Annotated in this window: 20 protein-coding genes, 1 tRNA gene and 1 pseudogene; 9 read left to right on the plus strand and 13 right to left on the minus strand. The window is 62.4% G+C overall.

From position 1 onward, the window contains the following. Nucleotides 1–428, minus strand: a 428-nt coding sequence (locus tag K359_RS0112520) for a hypothetical protein (RefSeq protein ID WP_029079661.1), incomplete at its 3' end; no start/stop codon positions are given. A gap of 154 nt (nt 429–582) precedes the next feature. On the opposite strand from K359_RS0112520, the gene K359_RS0112525 reads away from it, so the two are divergent. Both K359_RS0112525 and ppk2 read left to right on the plus strand, forming a co-directional pair. Then, nucleotides 583–1,035, plus strand: coding sequence for a hypothetical protein (locus K359_RS0112525; RefSeq protein ID WP_029079662.1), 453 nt, complete (start codon nt 583–585; stop codon nt 1,033–1,035). 25 nt (nt 1,036–1,060) lie between these two features. Then, on the plus strand, nt 1,061–1,861 hold the full coding sequence (gene ppk2 / locus K359_RS0112530; protein ID WP_029079663.1) for a polyphosphate kinase 2: 801 nt from the start codon (nt 1,061–1,063) through the stop codon (nt 1,859–1,861). Between the two features lie 42 nt (nt 1,862–1,903). On the opposite strand, the gene K359_RS0112535 is transcribed toward ppk2, so the two are convergent. The 3 genes from K359_RS0112535 to K359_RS0112545 form a co-directional block, all read right to left on the minus strand. Further along, nucleotides 1,904–2,338, minus strand: coding sequence for a hypothetical protein (locus K359_RS0112535; RefSeq protein WP_029079664.1), 435 nt, complete (start codon nt 2,336–2,338; stop codon nt 1,904–1,906). A 34-nt stretch (nt 2,339–2,372) separates the two neighbouring features. Beyond that, complete coding sequence (locus K359_RS0112540) at nt 2,373–5,123, minus strand: decarboxylase (RefSeq protein WP_029079665.1); 2,751 nt, start codon at nt 5,121–5,123, stop codon at nt 2,373–2,375. Between the two features lie 195 nt (nt 5,124–5,318). Further along, the gene (locus K359_RS0112545) at nt 5,319–7,013 is read right to left on the minus strand and encodes a SulP family inorganic anion transporter (protein ID WP_029079666.1); all 1,695 of its coding nucleotides are present in this window, start codon (nt 7,011–7,013) and stop codon (nt 5,319–5,321) included. A gap of 148 nt (nt 7,014–7,161) precedes the next feature. On the opposite strand from K359_RS0112545, the gene K359_RS61190 reads away from it, so the two are divergent. Beyond that, nucleotides 7,162–8,049, plus strand: a complete 888-nt coding sequence (locus K359_RS61190; RefSeq protein ID WP_029079667.1) for a S9 family peptidase — start codon at nt 7,162–7,164, stop codon at nt 8,047–8,049. Nucleotides 8,050–8,109: 60 nt separating this feature from the next. Continuing rightward, nucleotides 8,110–8,664, plus strand: coding sequence for an invasion associated locus B family protein (locus K359_RS61195; protein ID WP_245284585.1), 555 nt, complete (start codon nt 8,110–8,112; stop codon nt 8,662–8,664). Nucleotides 8,665–8,680: 16 nt separating this feature from the next. Here K359_RS61195 and K359_RS0112560 read toward each other — a convergent pair whose 3' ends face one another. The 3 genes from K359_RS0112560 to K359_RS0112570 all read right to left on the minus strand — a co-directional run bounded on the left by K359_RS0112560 (nt 8,681) and on the right by K359_RS0112570 (nt 11,722). After that, nucleotides 8,681–9,055 (minus strand): response regulator transcription factor, encoded by a 375-nt coding sequence (locus K359_RS0112560; RefSeq protein WP_035976508.1) that lies wholly within the window; start codon nt 9,053–9,055, stop codon nt 8,681–8,683. Between the two features lie 186 nt (nt 9,056–9,241). Then, nucleotides 9,242–9,874 carry a response regulator transcription factor gene (locus K359_RS0112565; RefSeq protein WP_084518372.1) on the minus strand — a complete coding sequence of 211 codons (633 nt, stop codon included), beginning with the start codon at nt 9,872–9,874 and terminating at the stop codon, nt 9,242–9,244. An 84-nt stretch (nt 9,875–9,958) separates the two neighbouring features. After that, complete coding sequence (locus K359_RS0112570) at nt 9,959–11,722, minus strand: ABC transporter substrate binding protein (RefSeq protein WP_245284586.1); 1,764 nt, start codon at nt 11,720–11,722, stop codon at nt 9,959–9,961. 330 nt (nt 11,723–12,052) lie between these two features. Here K359_RS0112570 and K359_RS0112575 point away from each other — a divergent pair, with 330 nt between their 5' ends. Next, nucleotides 12,053–12,721 (plus strand): helix-turn-helix domain-containing protein, encoded by a 669-nt coding sequence (locus tag K359_RS0112575; RefSeq protein ID WP_029079672.1) that lies wholly within the window; start codon nt 12,053–12,055, stop codon nt 12,719–12,721. An 8-nt stretch (nt 12,722–12,729) separates the two neighbouring features. Here K359_RS0112575 and K359_RS0112580 read toward each other — a convergent pair whose 3' ends face one another. From K359_RS0112580 to aspD, 4 genes are all read right to left on the minus strand, one after another. Continuing rightward, nucleotides 12,730–13,170, minus strand: coding sequence for an ion channel (locus K359_RS0112580; protein ID WP_035976512.1), 441 nt, complete (start codon nt 13,168–13,170; stop codon nt 12,730–12,732). After that, a complete protein-coding gene (locus tag K359_RS0112585) occupies nt 13,167–14,246 on the minus strand; it encodes an AI-2E family transporter (protein WP_029079674.1) in 1,080 nt (359 codons plus the stop codon). Before K359_RS0112585 ends, K359_RS0112580 begins: the two co-directional genes overlap by 4 nt. A gap of 104 nt (nt 14,247–14,350) precedes the next feature. Next, a complete protein-coding gene (locus K359_RS0112590; protein WP_051346106.1) occupies nt 14,351–14,668 on the minus strand; it encodes a hypothetical protein in 318 nt (105 codons plus the stop codon). A 457-nt stretch (nt 14,669–15,125) separates the two neighbouring features. Further along, nucleotides 15,126–16,757 carry an aspartate 4-decarboxylase gene (gene aspD, locus K359_RS0112600; RefSeq protein ID WP_029079676.1) on the minus strand — a complete coding sequence of 544 codons (1,632 nt, stop codon included), beginning with the start codon at nt 16,755–16,757 and terminating at the stop codon, nt 15,126–15,128. A 359-nt stretch (nt 16,758–17,116) separates the two neighbouring features. Between aspD and aspT the strand changes: the two genes are divergently transcribed. After that, entirely contained in the window at nt 17,117–18,808 is a 1,692-nt protein-coding gene (gene aspT, locus K359_RS0112605) for an aspartate-alanine antiporter (protein ID WP_029079677.1), read from the plus strand. On the opposite strand, the gene K359_RS64350 is transcribed toward aspT, so the two are convergent. Next, on the minus strand, nt 18,745–18,999 hold the full coding sequence (locus tag K359_RS64350) for a hypothetical protein (protein ID WP_245284597.1): 255 nt from the start codon (nt 18,997–18,999) through the stop codon (nt 18,745–18,747). The two genes, aspT and K359_RS64350, sit on opposite strands and share 64 nt — an antisense overlap. Between K359_RS64350 and K359_RS0112610 the strand changes: the two genes are divergently transcribed. Further along, nucleotides 18,892–20,529 (plus strand): aspartate-alanine antiporter, encoded by a 1,638-nt coding sequence (locus K359_RS0112610; RefSeq protein ID WP_245284596.1) that lies wholly within the window; start codon nt 18,892–18,894, stop codon nt 20,527–20,529. The two genes, K359_RS64350 and K359_RS0112610, sit on opposite strands and share 108 nt — an antisense overlap. A 264-nt stretch (nt 20,530–20,793) precedes the next feature. Here K359_RS0112610 and K359_RS0112615 read toward each other — a convergent pair. Then, a tRNA-Met gene (locus K359_RS0112615) sits at nt 20,794–20,870 on the minus strand. Between the two features lie 328 nt (nt 20,871–21,198). Here K359_RS0112615 and K359_RS51780 point away from each other — a divergent pair. After that, nucleotides 21,199–22,631: pseudogene (locus tag K359_RS51780) on the plus strand (coniferyl aldehyde dehydrogenase). A gap of 116 nt (nt 22,632–22,747) precedes the next feature. Beyond that, nucleotides 22,748–24,355, plus strand: coding sequence for a GMC family oxidoreductase (locus K359_RS0112625; RefSeq protein WP_029079679.1), 1,608 nt, complete (start codon nt 22,748–22,750; stop codon nt 24,353–24,355). The last annotated feature ends 79 nt before the right edge of the window (nt 24,356–24,434 follow it).

Here is a 24,434-nt window from a genome sequence, read left to right on the forward strand (position 1 = left end):
ACCTCTTGCTTCGCGGGCGTCCGGACGTCGGGACTGCCGCCAGATACGGATTCGGCTTCCGGTTCGGCAGCGGGCGCGCCCGGCTTGGCGTCGGCTATGCGCTCGACGGAATCGGCAATGCTGCGCATCGGCGTGCCGAAATCCGGCAGGTCGATGAGTGCCAGCAGCAGGCCGGCGACCCAGAAGATATGCATGTGGGTGAAAAGCGATATCAGGCCGAGGACGGCGACGATCTCAAACTGCAGCTTCTGCCACTTGTGCGCCATGCGCTCCGGCAGGCTGTGCAGTTTCCAGTAGAGGGTGCCAACCCAGAAGACTGTAGCTACAAGGAAAATGCCCATCACCACCATCAGGGTGTCCGACCCGTCGACGCCGGGAATGAAGAACGGCAGATGATGGGGGGCTGCCGGATGCATCTGTTCGCTCAAATTTTATCTCCGTTCCGGGCGCTGGCGCTTCGCAACCGTGCCTCGCACCCTGCCTTCCTGACGCGCGGCTTGCTTGATTTGGATCAAAGAAGACGGCCAGCTTGCTCCTACCGTTCTCGGGCAAGGCTCAAGATCGATCCCAGGAGTCCCGGCCATGCGAGACAAAATCGATGATCTGATCCCGAAGGCGCATGAAATCCAGAAGCTGGCGGCGCACCAGGAAGCGGAGAAAGCTGAGGAGCACGCCAAGCGTGCGGCCGCTGCGGAGGCCGAGAAGCGCGCCTTGATCGAACGGTTGAGCAAGCCGTCCGGTCTCAGCGAAGACGAGAAGGTCAAGCTGGCCTCGACGGTGATTCAGCGTGCGGTGCGCAACGGGCTGACCGAAGTACAGGTCTATCGCTTCCCCAACACGCTGTGCACCGACAAGGGGCGGGCCATCAATCAGATGGAAGCGGGCTGGGAAAAAACGCTGACAGGTATACCCAAGGAAATATACCAGCTCTGGGCGGACTACCTGCAACCGCGCGGCTACCGCATCCGCTACCAGGTCGTTGAATACCCCGGCGGCATGCCCGGCGACATCGGCATCGTCATTGCCTGGGGCTGACAGCTCAAACGATGGACGGGGATCCATGGCGAAGGACAATTCCACCGGAAAGATGAAGCGCAAGCAGTATGAAGAAGAGCTGCACAAGCTGCAGATTCAGCTCTGCCATCTCCAGGACTGGGTGGTAGCGAACAAGCTCAGGGTCATCATCCTGTTCGAGGGGCGCGATGCAGCCGGCAAGGGCGGAACCATCAAGGCCCTGACCGAGAAGGTCAGCCCGCGGGTGTTTCGGGTGGTCGCCCTGCCCGCGCCATCCGATCGAGAGAAGTCCCAGCTCTTCATCCAACGCTACATGCAGCAATTTCCGGCCGCCGGCGAAATCGTCATCTTCGATCGCAGCTGGTACAATCGCGCAGGCGTCGAATATGTGATGGGATTCTGCACGCCGGCGGAACACAAGCGGTTCCTCTCACTCTGTCCGCAGATGGAGCAATACATTATCGAGGGCGGCATCATCCTGATCAAGTTGTGGCTCGAGGTCGGGATGGACGAGCAGGAACGCCGCTTCAGGGCCCGGATCGACGATCCGCTGCGACAGTGGAAACTGAGCCCGATGGACACGGCGTCGTACCGGCGCTGGTACGACTATTCCCGGGCACGCGACCTGATGTTCAAGGCGACGAGCTCGAAGCACGCGCCCTGGCACGTCATCCGCTCCGACGACAAGCGCCGGGCGCGATTGAACTGCATTTCGCACCTCCTGAAGACGATCCCCTACGGACGGGTGAAGCGCGACAAGGTGAAACTGCCCAGGCGCTCCGACAAAGGGCGCTACAACGATCAGGTCGGTCTGCGGGGAATGAACTTCGTCGAGGAACGCTACTGAAAAGCCAGGCCGCGCCGGATGCGCGGCCTGGGCTCTTCCGGCCTATTTCAGGCGGATCGTGACGCCGCCCACGGCGGCCGAGACTTCGGCGCCGACCTTCGGACCGCTGAGCTGCAGGATCACGCCATTGGCGTTCTGCAGTTGCACGCCTCCGGCGCCCGCGGCGATCGCACCTCCAGCGCCTGCGGCGCTGTAGGAACCTTCGATTGAGCCGGGCCCCCTCAGGTTGATCGCGCGCCCGACAAACTTGGTGGTCGAGGCGCCGATCGTGAAGCCGACGCTCATGCCCGACACGGTGAACGGATAATGCTTGCCGCGCAGGGTCAATACGCCCTCGCCGCCTCCGATACCAACGATGAAGCCACCCTTGGTGAAGATGACGGCGACCGCGCCGGTTTCGGCCAGCGACGGCGTGCCGAAGCCAGCCAATCCGATTGCCAGCGCGGCAACGGCTCCAAGCAAATCCACTTTCCTCATGATTTCCCTCCAGGGATCGGTTGCGCGAACGGATCTATGATGCGGCCTTGAGCTTCGGCGCTGACGCTTTCGGCTTGCCCATCCTGGCGAGAGCCTCGGTCGTCACGAGTTTCAGGCCCTCAGCCGCGTCATAGCCATGGATCTCCTTCACATCGAGCTTGCGCATGAAGTCGATCGTCTCCTGCGTGATGACCTGGCCAGGGACCATAATCGGGAAGCCCGGCGGATAGGGGATCACGAAGCTCGCGGACACGAGAGCGGGCCCGTTCTTCAGACGCCTGTCGATCTCGGGATCGTGCAGGCGGATGTATTCGCATCCGGCGGCGTCATAGGCCGAATAGAATCCGCTGCGGATGTCGCCTTCATTCGTGCTGGTGCCGGCATCACCGCGATAGGTCTCGTGGAAATGCGAGAAATTCGGCAGGTCCGGTACGTCCTTCATCAGGCTGTTGACCCGCAAGTCGAAATCGACCCTGGCGTTCGCTCCGCCTTTGGCCAGACCCCGATCGATTTCACCGGAGATTTCGGCCAACACCCGGACAAGATGCGCGACGTCGCTGCGCGTATTGTTGATGTTGGACTGGATCAGGACCGAGTTGCGCGACGTCTTGTTGACCTGGATGTTGTAGCGGTTGGCGAGCAGACCCTTGAACTGCGTTCCGTCGTACCCGGCCGTGCCGCAGACCAGCGTCATGCGGGTCGGATCGAGGCAGAACTCGTCGTCGTTCAGGCTCTTCAGGGCGCTCGCCCAGTTGGTGCCGACCGCGAGATAGTCAGTGAAGCCGCTCTGGCGATATTCCTTGGGGACCATCGCATCGGCACCCAGGACACGGAAATACCGGGAAATCAGCGGATTGGTGTTGACCGCATTGCGGATGGCGAACGCAATCTCCATGGCATTGGCGACCAGTCCATAACCCTCGAGCTCCATCTGGCGGCGCGAGACGTCGAGGCTTGCGATCAGCTGCTGGTTCGGGCTGGTCGAAGCGTGCGTGAATACGGCCTCCTTGAACTGCGCTTCGACCGTGTGAAATTCGATGTCCTTGACGGACAGCATCGAGCCCTGCCGGATTGCCGACATCGACTTGTGCGTCGAGTTGGTCTGGTAGACCCGCAACCGGATCTGACGCGGATCGGGGATGAGCCGGGTCTTGAGCAGCACCTCGTCCGACGGCTTCTTGCCGAGTTCGGCCTGCTGCTTCTCGTAGGCCGCAACCGATTTGGGATCGCGCATCCAGGCTTCGATCTCGTTCGCCGCGCCCATCGCGGTTCGTCGCCTCAGGAATGGCGAGAACCGCGCGAAGCCGAACCAGGCCTCGTCCCAAAGGAAGATCAGGTCAGGCTTGATCGCGAGGCATTCCTCCATCACCCGCCGCGTGTTGTAGATGTGACCATCGAAGGTACAATTGGTCAGGTCGATCATCTTGACCCGGTCGAGCCGGCCATCCGCCTTCGCGTTCAGAAGCGCCTGCTTGATCGTCTTCAGGGGCACCGCGCCGTACATCGAGTATTCCGTCATCGGGAATGCCTCGACGTAGAGCGGCTGCGCGCCCGCCAGCACCATGCCATAATGGTGCGACTTGTGGCAGTTGCGATCGACGATCGCGATGTCGCCGGGACCCAGCAGCGCCTGCACCGCCATCTTGTTGGAGGTCGAGGTGCCGTTGGTCACGAAGTAGACGCGGTCGGCACCGAGTGCGCGCGCGGCCTTCTCCTGCGCCTTCTTGATGTTGCCGGTCGGCTCCAGCATGCTGTCGAGGCCGCCGGTGGTGGCGCTGCTCTCGGCAAGGAACAGGTTCAGCCCGTAGAATTCGCCCATGTCGCGGATCCAGTCCGACTTGAACACGGACTTGCCGCGTGCGATCGGCAGCGCGTGGAAGGTCCCGATCGGCCGCTGCGCGTATTTCTTCAGATTGTCGAAAAACGGCGTGTCGAAGCGGTCCTGCACGCCTTCCAGAATTGATAGGTGCAATTCGAGGATATCCTCGACCGAGTAGAACACCCGGCGCACCACGTCGGCCTCAGGATTGCCGGCCAACTCCTCGACGTCGCGATTGGACATCAGGTAGAGATCAAGCTCGGGACGGATCCGCTTCAGGATATGGGCCAGCCGTAGCGCGGAAGCATCGGACTCTTCGTTGAGCCCCATGGCGCCCGTCATGGCACGAAGCACAGGCGCATCGTGGCGCGAGCGCAACCCGAAGCCTTCATTGATCACCACCGCCGCAATGTTGGGGTTTAGCATTGCCGCACAGAAGGCGTCCTCGAGACTGCCCACCACCACGGGCTCATAGATGAAGGCGTCGACCGGACGCCGCAGCCTGCGCCATTCCGCCAAGAGTCCCGGCCAATTGCTGGCTGGCACCCCGGTCACGATCAGGGTCTCGAAGTAGGGACGGCGCGCCGCCGATTGCCCGAGCGTTGGCGGCAGCAGATCGGGAACGTCGCCATTGCCCTCGTCCTGCGTGCTCCAGTCACCGGCATGCTGACGGAAGGATTTTGTCTGAAGTGCCTGCGCGATCCGGGTCGAAAGGATATGCGAGGTGGCGGCATCGCCCGCCGCCGCGGCTTCCTTCAGCGCCGCCATCAAGCGAAGGCCCGGGTAGCCGTGAAACTCCTCGGTGACCGCGATTGCCGACAGCGCCTTGTCGTACGGCGCACGGTCGCCGCCCCGGTTCCACGCTTTTGCCGCCTCGACCAGATCCCGCCAATTGTCGGCGCGTCCGCCGGGTCCCGAGAAGAACTGGTCGATACGCTGCTGGGCCTGCTTCGCGTCGTTGGCCATGAATGTCTCCCGATCTTGGCGGTGTTCCGATCTTGACGGTGTTCCCCGTCAAAGCGTACGAACCGCGCACACCGCTCCCTTTGATCCAAATCAATCCGCAGCGGTTGAGACAACCTTGTCGCCATCGAGCGAGCGCAACGTCTTGCGATGCAGCAGAGCTCGAATGTCGGGGAACGGTCCGCGGGACAGCGCACATCAGTCGTTTGCCTGCGGCTTCCTGCTGCTTAATACGCTGTCGAGCGTCCGCATCCAGTCGCCGCTGTCGGTCTTGTCTGCAAGACCATCCGCCTGAAGCAGATCGCGCAACTGCGCGTGCGCGCCGACGATGCAGAATTTGATGCCGCGCGAGGCGAGTTCCTGGTGAAGATCGTGCAGCATGCGCGACCCCGCCAGGTCGATGAACGGCGAGGCCGACAGGTCGCAGGCCACCAGCTTGACGTCCGTGGACGTCTGCAGTGCAGCCAGCACAGTTTCGAAGATCGTCTCGGCATTGACATAAAGCAGCGAGGTTTCCGGGCGGAAGGCGATGATCCCGGTCAGCGGTTCCACGTCGTCATGGCGCGCCCGGTCGGAATAGCGGCCGCTGCCAGGGAGACGGCCAAGAAACGCGACATTGGGCTGGGACGCACGCAACAGCAGCAGGAAGATCGAGGCGACGGCCGCCAGCAGCACGCCCTGCAGGATCCCGAGGAACAGCACCGATACCAGCGCGATGACCGCCGCATAGAAATCGATCCGGCTGATCCGCCACATTCTGGCAAGCGCCGGAATATCGACCAATTTGTAGACGGCCGAAAAAACGATCGCGGCAAGCACGGTCTTCGGCAGATTGGTCAAGAGACCCGTGAAGAACAGCAGGCAGAGGGCAAGGGTTGCCGAACAGAACAGGAGGGCCAGCGGCGTTCGCGCACCGGCTGCGTCATTCACGGCCGACTGCGACAGCCCACCGGCGACGGGATAGCCATGCCCGAAGGCTGCGGCGAGATTGGCCGCGCCGAGCCCCAGAAACTCCTGCCGGACATCCAGTGCATAGCCGTGCTTTGCCGCGAAGCTTCGCGCCGCGGACACGCCTTCTACATAAGCCAGCACGAGACATCCGGCGGCGATGGGAAAGAGATCGTCAAATTCGAGCAAGCCGAAGGTCGGTAGCGAAAGGGTCGGCAACCCGGTCGGGATCTTTCCGGTCACCGGCAATCCCATTTCCGCAAGCCCAAGGACGGAGACCGTGAGGATCGACAGCGCGACCACGGCGAGGCCAACAGGCTTTCCGGGCAGCCTGCGCTCGCCGAGCAGGAGCAGCACGGTCGCAACCAGACCAATGCCGAGCACCAGCGGCCTGGTATCGCCCAACTGACCGGCAAGCTTGATCGCACGGTCGAAAAAATTGTGGCCGCCACCTGCCACGCCGAACAGGCTTGGCAGCTGGCTCATGATGATGGTGAGCCCTGCTCCGGCCTTGAAGCCCACCAGAATGCTATCGCTGATCAACCGCACCAGCAGGCTGAGCCTGAACAGCCAGGCAATCAGGCAGAGCAGCGCCACGCTGAAGGCCACGAGGCTGACGATCTGCCCGTAACGTGTGGCGTCGCCGCCGGCCAGCACGCCGACGGCGCCGGCGATCATCAGAGAGATCGCCGAGGTCGGTCCCACCGCGAGTTGCCGCGACGAGCCGAGCAAGGCGTAACCCACGCCGCCAAGCAGGTAACCGTAGACGCCGACCTGCGGCGGCAGACCGGCGAGCCCGGCATAGGCCAGCGACACCGGGATCGCGTAGGCCGCCAGCGTGACCCCGGCGATGGCGTCCGCACCAAGCCAGGATGCGCGATAGTCGGCCAGCCAACTCGCCAGCGGAAACCGTCGGACCCAACTCGTCTCGCTCTGGATTGACATCAAGTCCGCCGTATCAAGCCGCATTGGACGCATGTGGTTGCGCCGGGGTGGACCGATCCACGTTGATTCAGATCAAGCGTCGCCCTCGCAGATCGGCACTACGATCGTCGCAACCTGCACATCTACGTCAACCGCCGGAGGGCATGACATGCGTCAGCACGGCTTACGAGCCCTCGCAACTGCAACACTGCTGCTGCTTGGTCTGGCCACCCCGGCACGCGCCGACGACAACAGCGCGTCCCAGCGCATCCAGGAAGAAATCTGGGCCTTGCCGCTGCCGCTACCCATGTTCGCTTATCTGGTCCGACCGCTCGGAGATGGTCCTTTCCCGCTGGTCATCATGAATCACGGCGTGTCGCTGAACGCCCGGGATCGCAGCTTCTTCCCGCTGGTCGAATTTCGCGACGCCGCAATGTGGTTTGCACGGCGCGGTTATCTCGTGGTGGCGCCGGTCGGCACCGGTTATGGCGCCGCGGCTATCGATATTCCCGAACGCGGTCTTTATGGCCCGTTCTTCTCCAAGATCGGGAAATGCACCAATCCCAATTTCCTCGACCCGGGTCTCGCCGTCGCGCAGGTCGATCTCTGGATCATTGACTACATGGCCGCCGAAAAGCGCACCCTGCCGGACGGCGTCATCGTCGTCGGGCAGTCGGCCGGCGGCTGGGCCGCGATCGCCCTGTCGAGCCTCAACCCGCCGCAGGTCAAGGCCATCATCACCTTCGCGGCGGGCCGCGGCGGCCGCGTCGATGGCAAGCCCAACAACAATTGTGGCCCCGACAAACTGGTCGAAGCGACCGGCGTGTTCGGCCACACGTCGCGGGTGCCCATGCTGTGGCTCTACATCGAGAACGACACATTCTTCGGCCCGGCTCTGTCGAAGCGAATGTACGAGGCTTTCACGCGCGCCGGCGGCAGGACCGAGTACCATCTACTGCCGCCGTTCGGCGACGAAGGGCATTTCCTGATCGGCTCTCCCGATTCCATTCCTATCTGGTCGCCACTGGTCGAGCGATTTCTGGACAAGGTTCGCTAGGCGCATCTCGCTGGAGGAGTATCCATGGTCCGATATGGTCCCTTGTATGGTCCTTTGGCGATGTTGGTGCTGTTTGCGGTCAGCATCGGTGCTGCGCGCAGTCAACAGACGCCTTCGCCGTCCGCTGCGGTCAAGGACGGCGCCGAGGTAGCCACGCGAGGGGCACGCACGGCGCGGGACGTCAAGTATGGCGAATGGCGAAAGGTCTGCTTCACCCCTGCCGGCGCCAGGACACTATGCCGAACGACGATCACCGGCACCCTCGGGACCGGCCAGACGGCCCTTCGCGTCGATCTGATCGAGCGCGAAGACGGGACCTCCCGCCTCCAGCTATTCCTGCCGGTCGGGATGTACCTGCAAGCCGGCGTCAAGCTGTCGGTCGACCAGCAGAAGGTCCATCGCCTGCCCTATACCTGGTGCGTGACTAACATGTGCATCGCAGCCGATGTTGCCGACCCCAAGCTGCTCGAGGAAATGGATGGCGGAAAGGCGCTGTCGGTCGACGTCGTCGACACCAGCATTTTGACGGTGACGACATCGGTGCCGCTGGACCGCTTTGCGACCATCCGCAAGGGAGCACCCGCGCTGACGCTCGATCAAGCCATTGACGAATGATTGAGAGCCGCGATCGCTAGACTGCGCCCGCCAACAATTGTTCGATCGGCTGCATCAGCGATTTTGCCGTGAAGGGCTTGGTCAGATAGGCCACGCAGCCCGATGACATTGCGGCCATCCGTGTCGCCGGGTTGTCATTTCCGGTGATGTAGATGACCGGGACGTCGATGCCCTGATCCGCCAGGCGGTGCCGCAGTTCGATCCCTGAACCATCGCTGAGATTGATGTCCAGGATCAGACACAGCGCGCCATCGAAGCTGCCATCTCTCAGCAAGGCATTTCCAGTCTCGAATAATCTGGATGCAAATCCATATTCCCGCAGCAGCCGTCCGATTCCACGGAGCATGGAGGGGTTATCATCCACGACGAAGACTAGTTTCGCGGTCGGCAAATCCTGTGGGCCTCTACCCTATCGAGAAGCAAAATCTCGACTTGCTGCCCAACGTCCACGCCTGGACGAAGGACACATTGAAATCTCACCGGCGCACGGCATCGCCACGGCCAATACGGAGATACGCGCCGTCACAAAGCTTTCATATTGTACCATGGGACAGGAGGCCGCAGCTGCCGCGGCGGATTAACCCTTAACTTCGCCATCAAGCTCGTGCATGCCGAGCCGCTCCGCGATCGAGACGAGCTCGGCAAGTGACTGCACCTGCATCTTCTCCATGACCTGGTGACGATGCGCCTTGACCGTGCGTTCCGTCGTGCCGAGTTCATAGCCGACCTGCTTGTTGATCCGACCGCGTACAATCAGATCGAACACCTGCCGCTCGCGTGGGGTCAACTTCGCCAGCAGCGCGCGGAGGGAGTCGAGCCTGGTTCGCTGGCTGCGGGCCAATTCGTGCCGCGCAACGGCACGATTGATTGCCTCGATCAGCTGCTCTGATGCAATCGGCTTGGTCAGAAAATCCTCGGCTCCGGCCTTGATCGCCTGCACGGTCGTCGCTGTGTCCGCATGTCCGGTGAGGAATACGATCGGAAGCGTCGACTCCAGCTCGTTGAGACGGATCTGCAGCTCCGGACCGCTCATTCCGGGAATGCGCACGTCGAGCAGGATACAGCCGGCGTCTTCGTCGCCTGGCAATTGATCGAGCAGTTGCCGGGCCGATGCATACGTCGCCACACGGTAGCCGGCGAGCTTGAGCCTGCGCTCAAGTGCCGTGCGAAACGAGGCGTCGTCGTCGACAATATGCACGTAAGCGTGCATTACCCTCTCTCCTACACGACCGACGGCAAAGACTGCGTTCGTCAAGTTAGCACTGCCTCCTGCCAAAGTAAGAGCCCAAACGCGCTATGCCGCCAGCGGCAATGAAAGATGGAAAACCGCTCCGCCCCCGGACTGGTTCTCGGCCCAGATCTGACCGCTATGCGCCAGAACGATCGTCCGCGCGATTGACAGGCCAATACCCATTCCCTGCTCCTTTGTGGTGAAGAATGGATCGAAAATCTCGTTCAGCCTGTCTTGGGGAATTCCCGGACCGGAATCGCAGATCGAAATCACGGCCGACGCCCCTCCATTGACTTCGGTACGGCCGATGATCGTCCGTCCGTAGGGCATCCTGGCCATCGCGTCCATGCTGTTGACCACGAGGTTGAGAATGACCTGCTGCAACTGAACCGGATCACCTTCCACCAGCAGGGTCTGCGGCGACGTCTGCAGGTAGATCGCGACGTTGCGGGTCGAGGCCTGCAGCTTGAGGAAATCGAATGCCTCCCGCATGGTCTGGTTGAGGTCGATCTCCTTTTTCTCAAATGGCGCACGCTTCAGCAGGCTGCGCATCCGGCGGATCACCTCGCTCGCACGCAAATCATCGCGCTTGATGTCGGAAATGATCTCCCGCACCTCCTGAAGGTCAGGAGTCGGCGAACCGAGGATCAACTCCGCCGTCTCGGCATTGGTCAGGATTGAGCCGAGCGGCTGGTTGAGCTCATGGGCGATCGAGGACGACAGCTCTCCGGCGGTCGCCTGCCGATTGCTGTGAGCAAGCTGGGACAGGCGATTGCGGGCCTCGACTTCGGCCTCTCGTCGCATGTACCGCTCGTGCAGCAGGAACGCGATCAGCATGGTCTGGAGCAGCAACGCCGCAGTGAACGCAACGGCCGGCCAGCGATATTTTTCCAGGAAGGTCGGCTCCTGGAAGCGGATTTCGCTGCCTTGCGGCAGACTGGCTTCGCTGACATTCCAGCGCTGCATCTGCCGCCAATTGAAGATCGGCTTCACGGCATCGATGACCGACGGCGGCAGGTTCTCCGGCGCTTCGCCATCGAGGATTCGCAGCGCCCTTTGTGCAGCGTCGGCACCGATCAAGGACGGGACAAGAGCGAAACCGCCTATGCCGCCCGGTTCGAGGAAAGTCTCCGCCGCGATTACGATGGGACGATTTGCCTTCGCTGCGACAAATGCAAGAGCGTCCGAGGGCGGATAGTAGTTGCCTTTGCCGTCGCTATAGAGGCCCGTGTAGATGATCGCGCTGTGGTCGGGAAGCGCGGCGACCCGCTCGATGACCTCAGGCATCGGACGTCCGATAATCTCGATAATGTCGAGGCCCGGAATGCCGGCCGCAGCCTGGTCCTTCCAGTTGCGAAACAGAACTTGCCGTTCCCATTCCGCACCGACGATCGCGACAGTTTTGAGGTCCGGCACCACGGCGCGGGCGACCGAGACGGCATCCTTGAACTTCAAGGCTACGATGCCGCCGGTGGCATAGGCAGGCGGCCGCAATCGCTTGAAATCATTCTCTTCGACCAGCGCAAACACGATTGGCGTGTCAGGCCAGAGTTGCGGGCGCCAGCGGAGCACAAGCTCGAGCGCAGCCGCTCCAACGGCAACCACGACACCGATCGGTCGATCGCGATATTTCGTCTCGAGAAACCGCCGAAAGCCCTCCTGATAGGCCTCACCGCCGAAGCGATTGAGATCGAGGCTTTCCGTGTAGATCGTCGTCGGAGCGTGACCGTGCGCGCTCACGGCATCCCGCAATCCAACAAAGACCTGATAGTAGAACGGGCCACGTCGATCGGACTGGTCCAGCACCAGTATGGAATGTGGGCGCATCTCCTGCGCCCGGAGACCAGCCGGCGACAGCAAGCTAGCCAGCAGGATGATCAGTCCAGAGAGCCGAATTGCCTTGCCCATAGCGCTCGGAGCCGGAGACCAACGGGTTCAAGAAAAACTAGCACGGTTATCGTCGTAAATGCTGAAAAGTAATCCAACACTCGCGTACCAATTGCGAACAAATTGCCGCATTTCCGGGCCCCCTGTCCTTTGGGACAATGGCCTCAAGACCAATAGAGCCTGGTCGGGCCGTGTCGTAGTCATTGCACGCGGACAAGCATTTTCGAACCGCTACGGACGCCGCAAGGTCATCGTGAAGAGGGTTGGTCCATGTTCGCTCGCGTCAATGTCAGACCGGCCAATGTACCGAGCGTCCTCGGTGGGTTGACCGCCCCCCATGCCAACTTCATCACCAGCGAATTCCACTACAGAAGGGGCGCCGAGATCTACGGCGAGGAGGAGCCCGCGGAGTACGTCTACCAGGTCGTTTCAGGGGCTGTCCGCAGCTACAAGCTCCTCTCCGACGGACGACGTCAGATCGGTGCTTTTCACCTCGTCGGGGACATTTTCGGCCTTGAGAACGCCGAAACCCATCGCTTCACAGCCGAAGCCGTCGTCGACACGGACGTGCGCCTGATCAGGCGGATGAGCCTCGAACGGGTGGCGCATTCCGATTCCGCCCTGGCTCGCAACCTGCTGATCATGACCACCAGCAACCTGCAGCATGCCGAAGACCATATGCTGCTCCTCGGCCGCAAGACCGCGTTGGAGCGGGTGGCCGCGTTTCTGCTCGAAATGGATCGCCGGCTGACCGGCGTCGGCGTCGTCGCCCTGCCGATGTGCCGGCGCGATATCGCCGACTATCTCGGGCTGACCCTCGAGACCGTATCGCGTGCGCTATCCAAGCTGCACGCCTACGGAGCCCTCGACTTCCTCGGCTCGAACCAGCGCGAAATCATGCTGGTTGACCGCGACCAGCTGTCCAGGCTGGACAACTGACCGGGACGCTATGAGGATTTCGTAAGTGCCCCCTGGCGTTCGATGGTCCTTTGCAGCACCTCGAACAGGACCGCTGTCGACCAGCCGAACATCAGGATCCCGTTCATGGCGGCCATCGGTCCGACCAGCAGCCACTGCTTGACCGGGATTACGTCGCCGTAGCCGAGCGTGGTGTAGTTCACAAAAGCGAAATAGATCAGATCGCTACCCGTGGGCGCTGCACCCATTGCAAAATAGGCCAGTGACCACACCATGATCTCCAAGGTGTGAGCCACCATCAGGATCAGCGCGGTCGTCACCATCACGCCGCTGAGCTGCAACCCAAACCGACCTGCGGCACTCAGGGCGACGTTCCGCATCAGTCCGATCACCAAGACGGTGAATAATGAATGGAGCACGATGTTGATCGCGCTGACCGCCGATCCAACGATGAGCTGAAACAATATCATCGCTCACCCGCCAGCCGGGCACGGTCGTCCCGGATCCACGCTGTGATCAACTCCCAGGCGACCGCGAGAATGATTGGGCCGATGAACAGGCCTACGATGCCGTGGGCAAGCGTGCCTCCGATCACGCCGACGAAGATGACGAGCGCCGGCGTGGTCAGGCCTCGCCCCATGACCAGCGGCTTCAGCACATTGTCGAGGACGCCGACGACCAGGAAGAACAACGTCAGCGCGAGTGCCGTCGTGAAGTCCTTGGCCAACCAGAGCCAGATGATGACGGGGAACAGCACGATCGCCGCCCCGATCTGCACGATCGCTAGCAGCATCACGACAAACGCCAGCAGACCTGCGTTCGAGATCCCCGCCAACTTGAACCCAATGCCGGCGAGCAGCGATTGCAGGACGGCGACGCCGATGACGCCCTGGGAGACCGCCCGAATTGTCGCGCCTGCGAGGTCGAGGAAGTGCTCACTTTGCTCCGGCACGATGCGGGACAGGAAGCCCCTGCATGCCGCGGCAAGCTGCCGGCCGTGGGGAAACAGGAACCCCGCGAGCACGACCGCCAGCAGAAACTTCAGCATCCCGACGCCGGCATTGCCGGCAAACGCAAACAGGACCCCGGCCAGCGGCTTCAGATGCGGCACGACCTCGCGCAGCACGGCGCGCAGATTGGTCGACGCCCGATCCCAGAAGTCGTAGAGCGGGCCGCCGATCAGCGGCCAATCCTTGATCTCCGGCATCGGCGACGGCACGACAACGTTACCGGCGCTCAGTTGTCCGGCGAGTTCCCTCACCCCCTCCACCGCCCCGATCCCGAGCCAGGCCGCCGGTCCGATGACGACAGCCAGTGCGATCAGGGTCAGGACCAGGGAGGCGATGCCCGCATGGCCGCCGAGCATCCCTGTGAGCCAGTTGAAGACCGGATAGAGCGCGACCGCGAGCACGACGCTCCAGGCCAGGATCGGCACGAACGGGCGGACCAGGACGAACGACCAGTAGATCAGCAGCGCCAGCAATCCGAGGCGAATTGCGAGCTGGATGAATTCGTCTCCGGCCACGAGCTGGCGAAGGGTTTTCAAGAACGTGCTCTCGATTGAGCGTCAACAGGCACGCAGGAAGCGGTGCCATCGCCTTGGCGCGCATCGCTTGATCCAGATCAAGCGTCACGCGTCTGCCCGTGACGTCACCGGAGGCCGAGCAACGAACGCCGATAGCCGCTATCGCGCGCTTCGTTCCTGCACACGAAACTGCCGTCAAAGCCCCTGCCATAGCGGCTCTGGCCTTTGAGGTAATAGCGTCCACGGCGGAAATCGAGCCAGACCACGGTATTGCCAGGACAATGCCGCTGGGCCTGGGCTTCATAACGGAAGGACGTTAGCGGCACCGCGACCGTTTGTTGTGCAGAGCAGAACAGGACAATCGTGGCCGAGAGCCCGATTCCTGACCTTGCGGCCAGATGGCCTCGACGTCCGGTCGAATTTGCAACTATTTTGAAGCGCATCCATGGCCCCCGGACTGGTATCTCCGGTCGCAGGCGCCGAACTCATCGCCGACATCAGTTCGCTGAGCTTCAGATGAGAGGCTCGAGATGAGGGGTTCGCTCAGAGCGACAGCAATCCAAAGGCAAACGCGACAGTCGACAGCATCCCGGCCGTCACGACCGTCAACCTGAAGGCAAAATCGCCGTCGATCGCTTCAAGCCAGCGATGAAACGCTCGCCGAAATATGTCGCTGCCGTTCCCCATGATGGTCATGGTAGATCACGGAGAAATCGAGTGACCAGTGCAGCTTGTGCCAGACGATTGGAATTGCGTGCGACAAGCTGGCTCACCCAATCGGACTATAGTGGCCCGGTTGACCGCGCGGCGCCCTGAATGGCGAATGACCTGGCAGCCTTGTCAGCGACAGCTCGCGCGCCGGAGATCAACAAGTTTCAACGATGCGGAGAGTCCCGTTCGTCAGCGCTTTGCGCCTCCCTTATTCCCGGTCGCCGCTTCGTACGCATCGCGATAGCCCCTGGCGATGGCCCGGACACCTCGTCCGATATCGTCGTAGACATCGTCAGGGAGGTTCGCAAGCGATACCCGAAGCGACCATTCCGGTGCATCGAAGCCGCCTCCGTTCAGCAGCACGATTCCGTGGGCTTCGGCCAGCCTGAACGCGAGATCCAACGGATGGACATTCTTCTTCAGGTGTTCAACGGCATCGTCGCCGATGTTCTTTCGAGCCCAGAACTCGAAATCGATAAGGCCGTAATAGGCATCGTAGTTCGGGTTGGGGGTTAGCTTATCAGCAAGCCCGAGCCCGTCGAGCAGCGACCACAGGCGCTTGTTGACGATTTCCATGCAGGCAGCCTGATAGGCCTTTTTCACGTCCAGCATTTCAGAGAGCGAGAACAGGCTCATCATCACCTGCTGCGGCAACGATAGTCCCGCCGTGTGATTGAGCGCCACGTCGCGGCTGTCGGCCACAATACGGTCGATCAGCTTGAGCTTGCGCGGCTCCAGCGTCAGCGGCCCGTAGCGCTTGTCCAGCGCTTTCACGGCGGCGTCTGGAAGCTTGGCGATCATCTTGTCGAAGATGTTGTCTTCGTGGATGGCGATGGCCCCGAGCCGCCATCCCGTGCAGCCGAAATACTTCGAATAGGAGTAGACACCGATGGTGTTGTGCGGCAGCTCGCCCAGCAGCGAACGGAAGTTGTGCACGAAGGTTCCGTAGACGTCGTCGGTGAGGATCATCAGGTCGGGGCGCTTGGTCTTGACCAAATTGGCCAACTTGGCAACCGTCTCCTTGCTCAACGCCATCCCCGGAGGATTGGACGGATTGACGACGAAGAAGGCCTTAACCTTCGGATCTTCCAGCTTCTTGATTTCCTCGTCGGTGAACTGGAATTTGTTTTCCTGCGGAGCCCTGATCTGAACGACCTTCAGATCGTAGTCTTCCAGGTGCGTCATCTCGATGTAGGGCGTGAAAATCGGCGTCGCCAGCGCAATCGTATCACCAGGCACGAGCAGCCGGTTGGCTTTCAACGACTTGAAGAGGTAGCACATCGCCGCCGTGCCGCCCTCGACGGCATAAATGTCGAACTTTCCGGCCGGCCGCGGGTCGCCGCAGACGGCCCACATCAGATATTCATGGACGATCTTTTCGTTATGAACCAACATGCGGTCCGGCACCGGGTAATTGTCGCCGATGATCGAATCGACCAGTTCGTGGACGAAGGCGTCGGGATCGAAGCCGAACTTCTTGACCGCAAAGGGCAGCATCTCGGTCAGGAAGCTCGCGCCCGGCATGTCCTTGTGCTGGGCGAGCCAGGCCTCGAACCGCCCGGCAATGCCCTTGGCCTGCGGCATGCCGCCGATGCCCGCCGGGTGCTCCGCCACCCGCTTGCTCTCGGTGATGGCGAATTGTCCGAGCAGGAAGAAGCCCTCGCGTGGCGTGGTGGCGACCCAGTTGGGGTTGCCCCGCCCGGCGTTCAGAAAGGCCATCTGACTCTGCTTCGAAGCGCTCTTCGCGAGGTTGATCAGTTCGTCCTTGATCTCGAAGGGGCTCAACGCCTCGAATTTCTTTAAGGTCAGAAGATCGGCCATTGGACACTCCCGGGGGATGCGAGCTGTTGAATGGAGGCGGACACGCTCCTTGCCTGCACGATAGCGCCAAGCATGATCGGCGGCCGGTGACGAACCTTGATCTATGTCAACGGTCCTTTGCGCAGGCGACGCGACCGCAGCGACGGATAGCCGCGTCACGATGCAATCTGCGCACCATGCGGTGGTGTCGGCAAGACGATGAAATCGCAACGCTCTCGCAGTTGCGATTGACATAGATCAACATCCTTCTCGCCAGCCGCGGCCTGATGTCGATCGATACAGTTGCTCGCCCTTTTCGGCCCTGCGCGAGATCGAAGCGTGCATGCCGAAGCGCCGGGACAGCATGAACGGGTGACATCATGATCGATTGGTTCTTCCAGACGCTCCGCACCTACCCCGAAATCGCGATCTTCCTCTCGCTGGCCCTGGGCTACTATTTCGGATCCTTCACCTATAAGGGTCTCGGCCTCGGCGCCGTCACCGCGACGCTGGTCGCTGCGGTCATCATCGGCCAGATCGGCATCACCATTTCGGGCCCGCTCAAGCCATTCTTCTTTCTGATGTTCCTGTTCGCAATCGGATATGGCGTCGGACCGCAATTCGTGCGCGGCATCGCACAGGACGGCATTCCGCAGGCGATTTTCGCGGCGGTGGTCTGTGTCTTCTGTCTTCTCTCGGCGTATCTCGGCGCGAAGCTCGCGGGCTACGATGTCGGATCGGCGGTCGGGCTCTATGCCGGCTCACAGACAATCTCCGCGTCGATGGGGCTTGCCACCGATGCTATCAATCGCGCTGGTCTGCCCGCAGACGAAGCCAAGAAGCTGCTCGATGCCATGCCGGTCGCCTATGCCGTGACCTATATTTTCGGCACGGTTGGGTCGGCGATCGTCCTGGCCCTGCTCGGGCCCGCGCTGCTCGGCATCGATCTCGAGACCGCGTGCAAGAAATACGAGGAAGAGCATGGCGGCAAGAAGGAGCTGGGCGGCGCGGGAACGGCCTGGCACCAGTTCGATTTGCGCGCCTACCGCGTTCGCGAGCGCGGGCCTGTCGTCGGCAAGACCGTCGCGCAGGCCGAGGCGCTGATTCCCGATCATCGCATCTTCGTCCTCCGGCTTCGGCAAGCTGGCAAGATCGTGGAGGCAACTTCCGACACCGTGATACATGCCGGCGATGTCGTCGCCGTTGCTGGCCGCCGCGATGTGCTCGTGCAGCTGATCGGCGAGCAGGCGGAGGAAGTTGACGATCGCGAGCTGCTTGCGGTGCCGATCGAGGGCGTCGATGTCTACGTGACCAGCAAGGACGTCGATGGCAAGACGCTGGAGGAACTGGCGAAAGCGCCGGGCGCTCGCGGCGTATTCCTGCGCAAGATCGCCCGGGGCGCGATCGCGACCGAAATCCCGATCCTGCCGAACACAAAGATAAATCGGGGCGACATCGTCACCCTGGTCGGCCGCACGTCCGACGTCGCTGCCACCACAAAGATGCTGGGCCGGCCGGATCGTGCGACCGACATTGCCGACGTCGCGTTCATCGGCGCCGCGATTGCGATCGGCGCCCTTGTCGGCGCCTTCGTCTACAAGATCGGAAGCGTGCCGCTCACCCTGTCCACCTCCGGCGGCGCGCTGATCTCCGGTCTGTTTTTCGGCTGGCTCCGATCCGTGCACCCGACTTTCGGCCGCATCCCGTCACCCACCGTATGGTTCATGAACTCGGTCGGCCTGAACGTCTTCATTGCGGTGGTCGGCATCTCCTCGGGACCGGGATTTGTCGCCGGATTGCAAAAGCTCGGCTTCAGCCTGTTCCTCTGGGGCGTCGTCGTGACCACCGTGCCGCTGATCCTGGCGATGTTCGTCGGCAAATACGTGTTCCGTTTCCACGACGCGATCCTGCTCGGATGCTGCTCTGGCGCGCGCACGACCACCGCCTCGCTGGGCATGATCAATGATCGCGCGAAGAGCCAGATTCCCGGCCTTGGCTATACCGTCACCTACGCGGTCGGAAACACGCTGCTGACGATCTGGGGCATGGTACTGGTGATGATGATGACATAGCCGCGGCGAGCGACGATGTTGAAACGATGATTATTTGGCTGCAGCAGTTTCTCGTCCGTTATCCGGAACTCGCACTGTTCCTGGTGATCGCGGCGGGCTACTGGATCGGCAGCTTCAGGATCGGCGCCTTCAGCCTTGGCCCGGTGACGGGCTCGCTGTTCGCCGGCCTCGCGGTCGGCGATTTCGCCCATGTGCCCGTCTCCAGCATGACCAAATCGTTCCTGTTCCTGCTGTTCCTGTTCGGGGTGGGCTATTCGGTCGGTCCGCAATTCGTGCTGGCGATGAAGCGTGACGGGCTGAAGCCGATGCTGATGGCCATTGTCGTGAGCCTCACCGGTCTTGCGGCCGCAATCGTTGTGGGGCGCGTGCTGAAACTTGACCCCGGCTTTGCGGCGGGGCTCCTGTCAGGCGCCTTGAGCCAGAGCGCTGCAATGGGAACGGCCACCGACGCAGTGAATGGGCTGCCCGTGTCCGAAGCACAGCGCGCCTTGTTCGTCTCGCACATCGCGGTGGCCGATGCGGTCTGCTACATCTTCGGCTATGCCGGCGTGATCACATTCTGCACGATCATTGTTCCGGCGCTGCTGAAGATCGATCTGAAGACGGAAGCGCTCAAGCTGGAGCAGGCCCTGGGCATCACGCGCACCAGGCCCGGCCTGGTGTCCGCCTGGCGCAAGTTCGAGCTGCGCGCCTACCGGCTGGATAACGACGCGGCGATTGCCGGACTGACCGTTGCCGCCGCCGAAGCTCGCGTGCCCGGGCAGCGCGTGTTCATCCACCGCATTCGTCGCGGAGAACGCATCCTCGAGGCGGAGCTTGGAACGATGCTCGCGGCAGGCGATGTCGTCGCACTGTCCGCACCGCGCCACATCATCGTGGAGCTGATCGAACCGCGCGGCGAGGAGGTCGAAGACCAGGAGCTGCTCGATATCCCGCTGATCTCGGCCGACGTGTTCCTGATCAACCCGAAGCTCGCGGGCAGCAGTCTCCAGCAGGCGTCGGAACAGAGCTGGGCCCGCGGCCTCTACTTGCGCTCGATAAGCCGGGGTGGCGAGGCACTTCCCATTGCTGCCGGCGTCGTCCTGCAACGCGGCGATCTGCTTCGCGTCGTGGGTCCTGAACCGGTGGTGCAAAATGCAGCCAAGAGCATCGGCGTCATCGTTGCGCCGAGCACCAGCATCGATTTCGTGGTGCTGGGGCTCGCGATTTTCCTCGGCGGCCTCGTTGGCGTTCTCCTGAGCTTTTCGGTTGGTGGTATCACGATCTCGCTGAGCACCAGCGTCGGCACCCTGCTCGCCGGACTTCTAGTCGGCTATCTCCGCACACGTCTACCGTATTTCGGCCGGATCCCCGACGGCGCGATCAGCCTGATGACGTCGCTCGGACTGGCGGCCTTTGTCGGTCTTACCGGGATTCATGCCGGACCGATCTTCCTTTCCGCCATACGGGAGTCGGGCATCGGCCTGCTTCTGGGCGGCATGATCGTAACCCTGCTGCCCCAGATCGTCGGCTTCTGCTTTGGCCATTTCATCTTGCGCATGAACCCGATCCTCCTGCTCGGCGCATTGACTGGAGCGCAGACGGTCACGGCGGCGATGGCTGCCATTCAGGAGCGCTCGGCGAGCTCTGTGGTGGTGCTTGGCTACACGCCCGCCTATCCGATCTCGAACATTCTGCTCACGACGTGGGGATCGGTGATGGTGGTCGTTTTCGCTGGATGAGCCAGTGAGAGCCCAGCCCTCCGCGCTCGGCATCACATTACGAAATCCACGCCTCGTCGCCCTGGTCATGATACGCGCTCGACAAGCCGCGAGAGACCTCACTCAAGCCGCATGGGACACCCGATGTGATTATGCCGACCGCAATTGGTTGCGGGTGATTTGAACCTACGAAACCAAGCCATTGATCTTGTCGGAGCGACTGCTCGACCTCAAAAACAAAAACCCAGCAATCCATTGAGATTGCTGGGTTTCCGTTGTCGATCTTGGTTGCGGGGATAGGATTTGAACCTATGACCTTCAGGTTATGAGCCTGACGAGCTACCGGGCTGCTCCACCCCGCGTTAAACCGTTGCGTGCCTTGCTGAAAGAGAGCCCGAGCCGGTCGGCCAACGCATCAGATGGCGCCGATCGATCCGTCCGGAGGCTTCCTGAGAAGGCGACCCGGGCCGAAGCCGTCCGGGTGCGAGGGGTATGTATCAACGTGAGTGCGGTTTGGAAAGCCCCGGATGCGGGTTTTTGAGGTTTTTGTGACGCCGAAATCTGTGGTTTTCCTCGCAAATTTACCGCCGGGAACCCGCTCTTGCCAGATCGCGCGCAAAAGCGGAGCTTGGCGCCCAACAAAGTCCGTCAAGGACACGTCATCCGAGGGGGAACGCCGAGGGGAACGCCATGGACCGGCCATTGAAGAGCCCGGGGCTGCATGCGCTTGAGGAGGCCTTTCACCGCCAGATCGAGCTGTCGCGGAGCGAGCCGGCGCCGACATTGCAGGCGCGGCTCGACCGGCTGCGCCGCCTGCGCGCCGCGCTGACCGAGAACGAGGCGCGATTCGAGGCGGCGATCTCGGCCGATTTCGGCCACCGCTCTACTGTCGAGACCGCGATCGCCGAGACCATGCTGGTGCTCGGCGAGATCAAGCATGCGGCCAAGCACCTCAAGGGCTGGATGGCACCCGAGAAGATCCCGACCACGGTGCAGTTCGCGCCGGCCAAAAACCGGCTGATCCCGCAGCCGCTCGGCGTGGTCGGCATCATCGCGCCCTGGAATTATCCGCTGCAGCTGACCTTGGCGCCCGCAGTCGCCGCGATCGCGGCCGGCAACCGGGCGATCATCAAGCCGAGCGAATTGGTGCCGCGCTTCGCCGAGCTGCTGGCCGAGGTGATCGAGAAGAAGTTCGACACCACCGAGCTCGCGGTCACCGATATCGACGACGACATCGCAAAGGCCTTTGCCGCGTTGCCGTTCGATCATCTGATCTTCACCGGCTCGACCCGGGTCGGTCGGCTGGTCGCGGAGGCCTGCGGCCGCAACCTGACGCCGGTGACGCTCGAGCTCGGCGGCAAGTCGCCGGTGATCGTCGACGGCTCTGCCGATATCGACGAAGCCGCGCAACGCATCGCCTATGGCAGCTGCTCAATGCGGGCCAGACCTGCATCGCGCCCGACTACGCGCTGGTGCCGCAGACCGCGGTGCAGCCCTTCGCGATGCGGGTGCAGGGCCACATGCAGCACATGTTCGGCACCGATCCGAAAAATGCCGACTACAGCTCGATCGTCTCGGACCGGCATTACACGCGGCTGGAGGGCCTGGTTGCCGACGCCGCCGCGAAGGGCGCGACCATCATGCAACCGGCGGCGCCGAACGATCCCGAGTGGAAGGCGAGGCGCAAATTCCCACCCACCTTGATCGTCGACGCCACGCCTGAGATGACCGTGATGCAGGAGGAGATCTTTGGACCGCTGCTGCCGGTCATGGGCACGCGCGACGCGACCGAGGCGATCGCCTTCATCAACAAGCGCGACCGCCCGCTGGCGCTGTACTGGTTCGGCACCGACAGCGCCGCCCGCGACGAGGTGCTGACGCGCACGGTGTCCGGCGGCGTCACCGTCAACGACTGCCTGTTCCATTTCGCGCAGGCCTATCAGCCGATGGGGGGCGTCGGCGCGTCCGGCACCGGCGCCTATCACGGCGAATGGGGATTCAAGACGCTGACCAAGCTGAAGCCGGTGTTCTACCGCTCGCGCTTCAACCGGCTCGCCGATCTCTATCCGCCCTATGGCGCGAAGATCGCACGGCTGGAGAAGCTGATGCGGTTGTTGTCGTAGCGCGTACGCCGTCATTCCGGGATGGTCCGAAGGACCAGACCCGGAATCTCGAGATTCCGGGTTCGATGCTAGCGCATCGCCCCGGAATGACGAACAAGAACAAGCAAGGGGGAAACGTGACAGACACATTCGACTTCGTGGTGGTGGGCGCAGGCTCCGGCGGCTGCGCGGTGGCGGGGCGGTTGTCGGAGGATGCGGCGACCTCGGTGGCGCTGCTCGATGCCGGCGGCAAGAACGACAATTGGGTCGTCACCACGCCCGGCGCCATCATTCTCATGCTCTCCGGCAAGATCAACAATTGGGCGTTCGACACGGTGCCGCAGAAGGGCCTGAACGGCCGCATCGGCTATCAGCCGCGCGGCAAGGGGCTCGGCGGCTCAAGCGCCATCAATGCCATGGTCTACATCCGCGGCCATCGCGCCGACTACGATCACTGGGCTTCGCTCGGCAATACGGGCTGGAGCTACGACGACGTCCTGCCCTACTTCAAGCGTTCGGAGCACAACACGGAGCTCGACGGCGAATATCACGGCAAGGGCGGGCCGCTCAACGTCACGGGCCTGCAGTCCGACAATCCGGTCAAGGAGATGTTCCTGCAGGGCGCGCGCGAGGCGCAGTTCCGGATCCGCGACGATTTCAACGGCGCCGAGCAGGAAGGCCTCGGCATCTACCAGGTGACTCAGAGGAATGGGGAGCGCTGGAGCGCAGCGCGCGGCTACATCCATCCCCAAATGGGCCGCCGGCCCAACCTGCGCATCGAGACCCAAGCGCAGGCGACGCGCATCATCTTCGAGGGCAAGCGCGCCGTCGGCGTCGAATACATGCAAGGCAAGGAGAAGAAGGCGCTGCGCGCGCGGCGCGAGGTCATCCTCTCAGCGGGCGCGTTCCAGTCGCCGCAATTGATGATGCTGTCGGGCATAGGCGACGCAGCGGCGCTCGGCAAGCACGGCATCGCCAGCGTGCATCATCTGCCGGGTGTCGGACAGAACCTGCAGGATCATCCCGATTTCGTGTTCGGCTTCGCCTCCGACGCACCTTATTTCTCGGGGCTGTCGTGGAGCGGCATCGGGCGGATCATCAAGGGCATCGGGCAATACCGGCGCGAGCGGCGCGGCCCGATGACTTCGAACGTCGCCGAATGCGGCGGCTTCCTGAAGACGCGACCGGACCTCGACGTCCCCGACATCCAGCTGCATTTTTGCATGGCCATGGTGGAAGACCACGGCCGCAAGCCGCGCTGGGGCACCGGCTTCTCCTGCCATGTCTGCCTGCTGCGCCCGGCAAGCCGCGGCAGCGTGTGGCTGAACAGCGCCGACCCGCTGGCAGCCCCCGCGATCGATCCGAATTTCTTCGGCGAGGACAGCGACGTCGAGACCATGGTCGCAGGCTTCAAGATGACGAAGCGGCTGCTCGACACGCCGGCGCTACGCGCCCTACAGCAGAAGGACATGTTCACATCAGATGTCCGCACCGATGACGACATCCGCAGCATCCTGCGGGCGCGCTCCGACACGGTCTACCACCCGGTCGGCACCTGCAGGATGGGCACCGACGATCCGCTTGCGGTGGTCGATCCGAAGTTGCGCGTGCACGGGCTCGAAGCGCTGCGCGTGGTCGACGCCTCTATCATGCCGACATTGATCGGCGGCAACACCAATGCTCCGACCATCATGATCGGAGAAAAGGCCGCCGACATGATCAAGGCGGAGATGCGGGCGGGATAGCGGCCACCAAGCAGGATCGTCATGCGCGGGCTTGACCCGCGCATCCATCATCTTCGCGAGAGTCTTGCGAAGCGGATGG

The sequence above is a fragment of the Bradyrhizobium sp. th-b2 genome (genome assembly GCF_000426785.1).
Classification (GTDB): domain Bacteria; phylum Pseudomonadota; class Alphaproteobacteria; order Rhizobiales; family Xanthobacteraceae; genus Bradyrhizobium; species Bradyrhizobium septentrionale.

Coding starts and splice junctions, on each gene's coding strand:
- K359_RS0112525 (WP_029079662.1), top strand. CDS start 583: ATGCGAGACAAAATCGATGATCTGATCCCGAAGGCGCATGAAATCCAG.
- ppk2 (WP_029079663.1), top strand. CDS start 1,061: ATGGCGAAGGACAATTCCACCGGAAAGATGAAGCGCAAGCAGTATGAA.
- K359_RS0112535 (WP_029079664.1), bottom strand. CDS start 2,338: ATGAGGAAAGTGGATTTGCTTGGAGCCGTTGCCGCGCTGGCAATCGGA.
- K359_RS0112540 (WP_029079665.1), bottom strand. CDS start 5,123: ATGGCCAACGACGCGAAGCAGGCCCAGCAGCGTATCGACCAGTTCTTC.
- K359_RS0112545 (WP_029079666.1), bottom strand. CDS start 7,013: ATGTCAATCCAGAGCGAGACGAGTTGGGTCCGACGGTTTCCGCTGGCG.
- K359_RS61190 (WP_029079667.1), top strand. CDS start 7,162: ATGCGTCAGCACGGCTTACGAGCCCTCGCAACTGCAACACTGCTGCTG.
- K359_RS61195 (WP_245284585.1), top strand. CDS start 8,110: ATGTTGGTGCTGTTTGCGGTCAGCATCGGTGCTGCGCGCAGTCAACAG.
- K359_RS0112565 (WP_084518372.1), bottom strand. CDS start 9,874: ATGCACGCTTACGTGCATATTGTCGACGACGACGCCTCGTTTCGCACG.
- K359_RS0112570 (WP_245284586.1), bottom strand. CDS start 11,722: ATGCGCCCACATTCCATACTGGTGCTGGACCAGTCCGATCGACGTGGC.
- K359_RS0112575 (WP_029079672.1), top strand. CDS start 12,053: ATGTTCGCTCGCGTCAATGTCAGACCGGCCAATGTACCGAGCGTCCTC.
- K359_RS0112580 (WP_035976512.1), bottom strand. CDS start 13,170: ATGATATTGTTTCAGCTCATCGTTGGATCGGCGGTCAGCGCGATCAAC.
- K359_RS0112590 (WP_051346106.1), bottom strand. CDS start 14,668: ATGCGCTTCAAAATAGTTGCAAATTCGACCGGACGTCGAGGCCATCTG.
- aspD (WP_029079676.1), bottom strand. CDS start 16,757: ATGGCCGATCTTCTGACCTTAAAGAAATTCGAGGCGTTGAGCCCCTTC.
- aspT (WP_029079677.1), top strand. CDS start 17,117: ATGATCGATTGGTTCTTCCAGACGCTCCGCACCTACCCCGAAATCGCG.
- K359_RS64350 (WP_245284597.1), bottom strand. CDS start 18,999: ATGGGCGAAATCGCCGACCGCGAGGCCGGCGAACAGCGAGCCCGTCAC.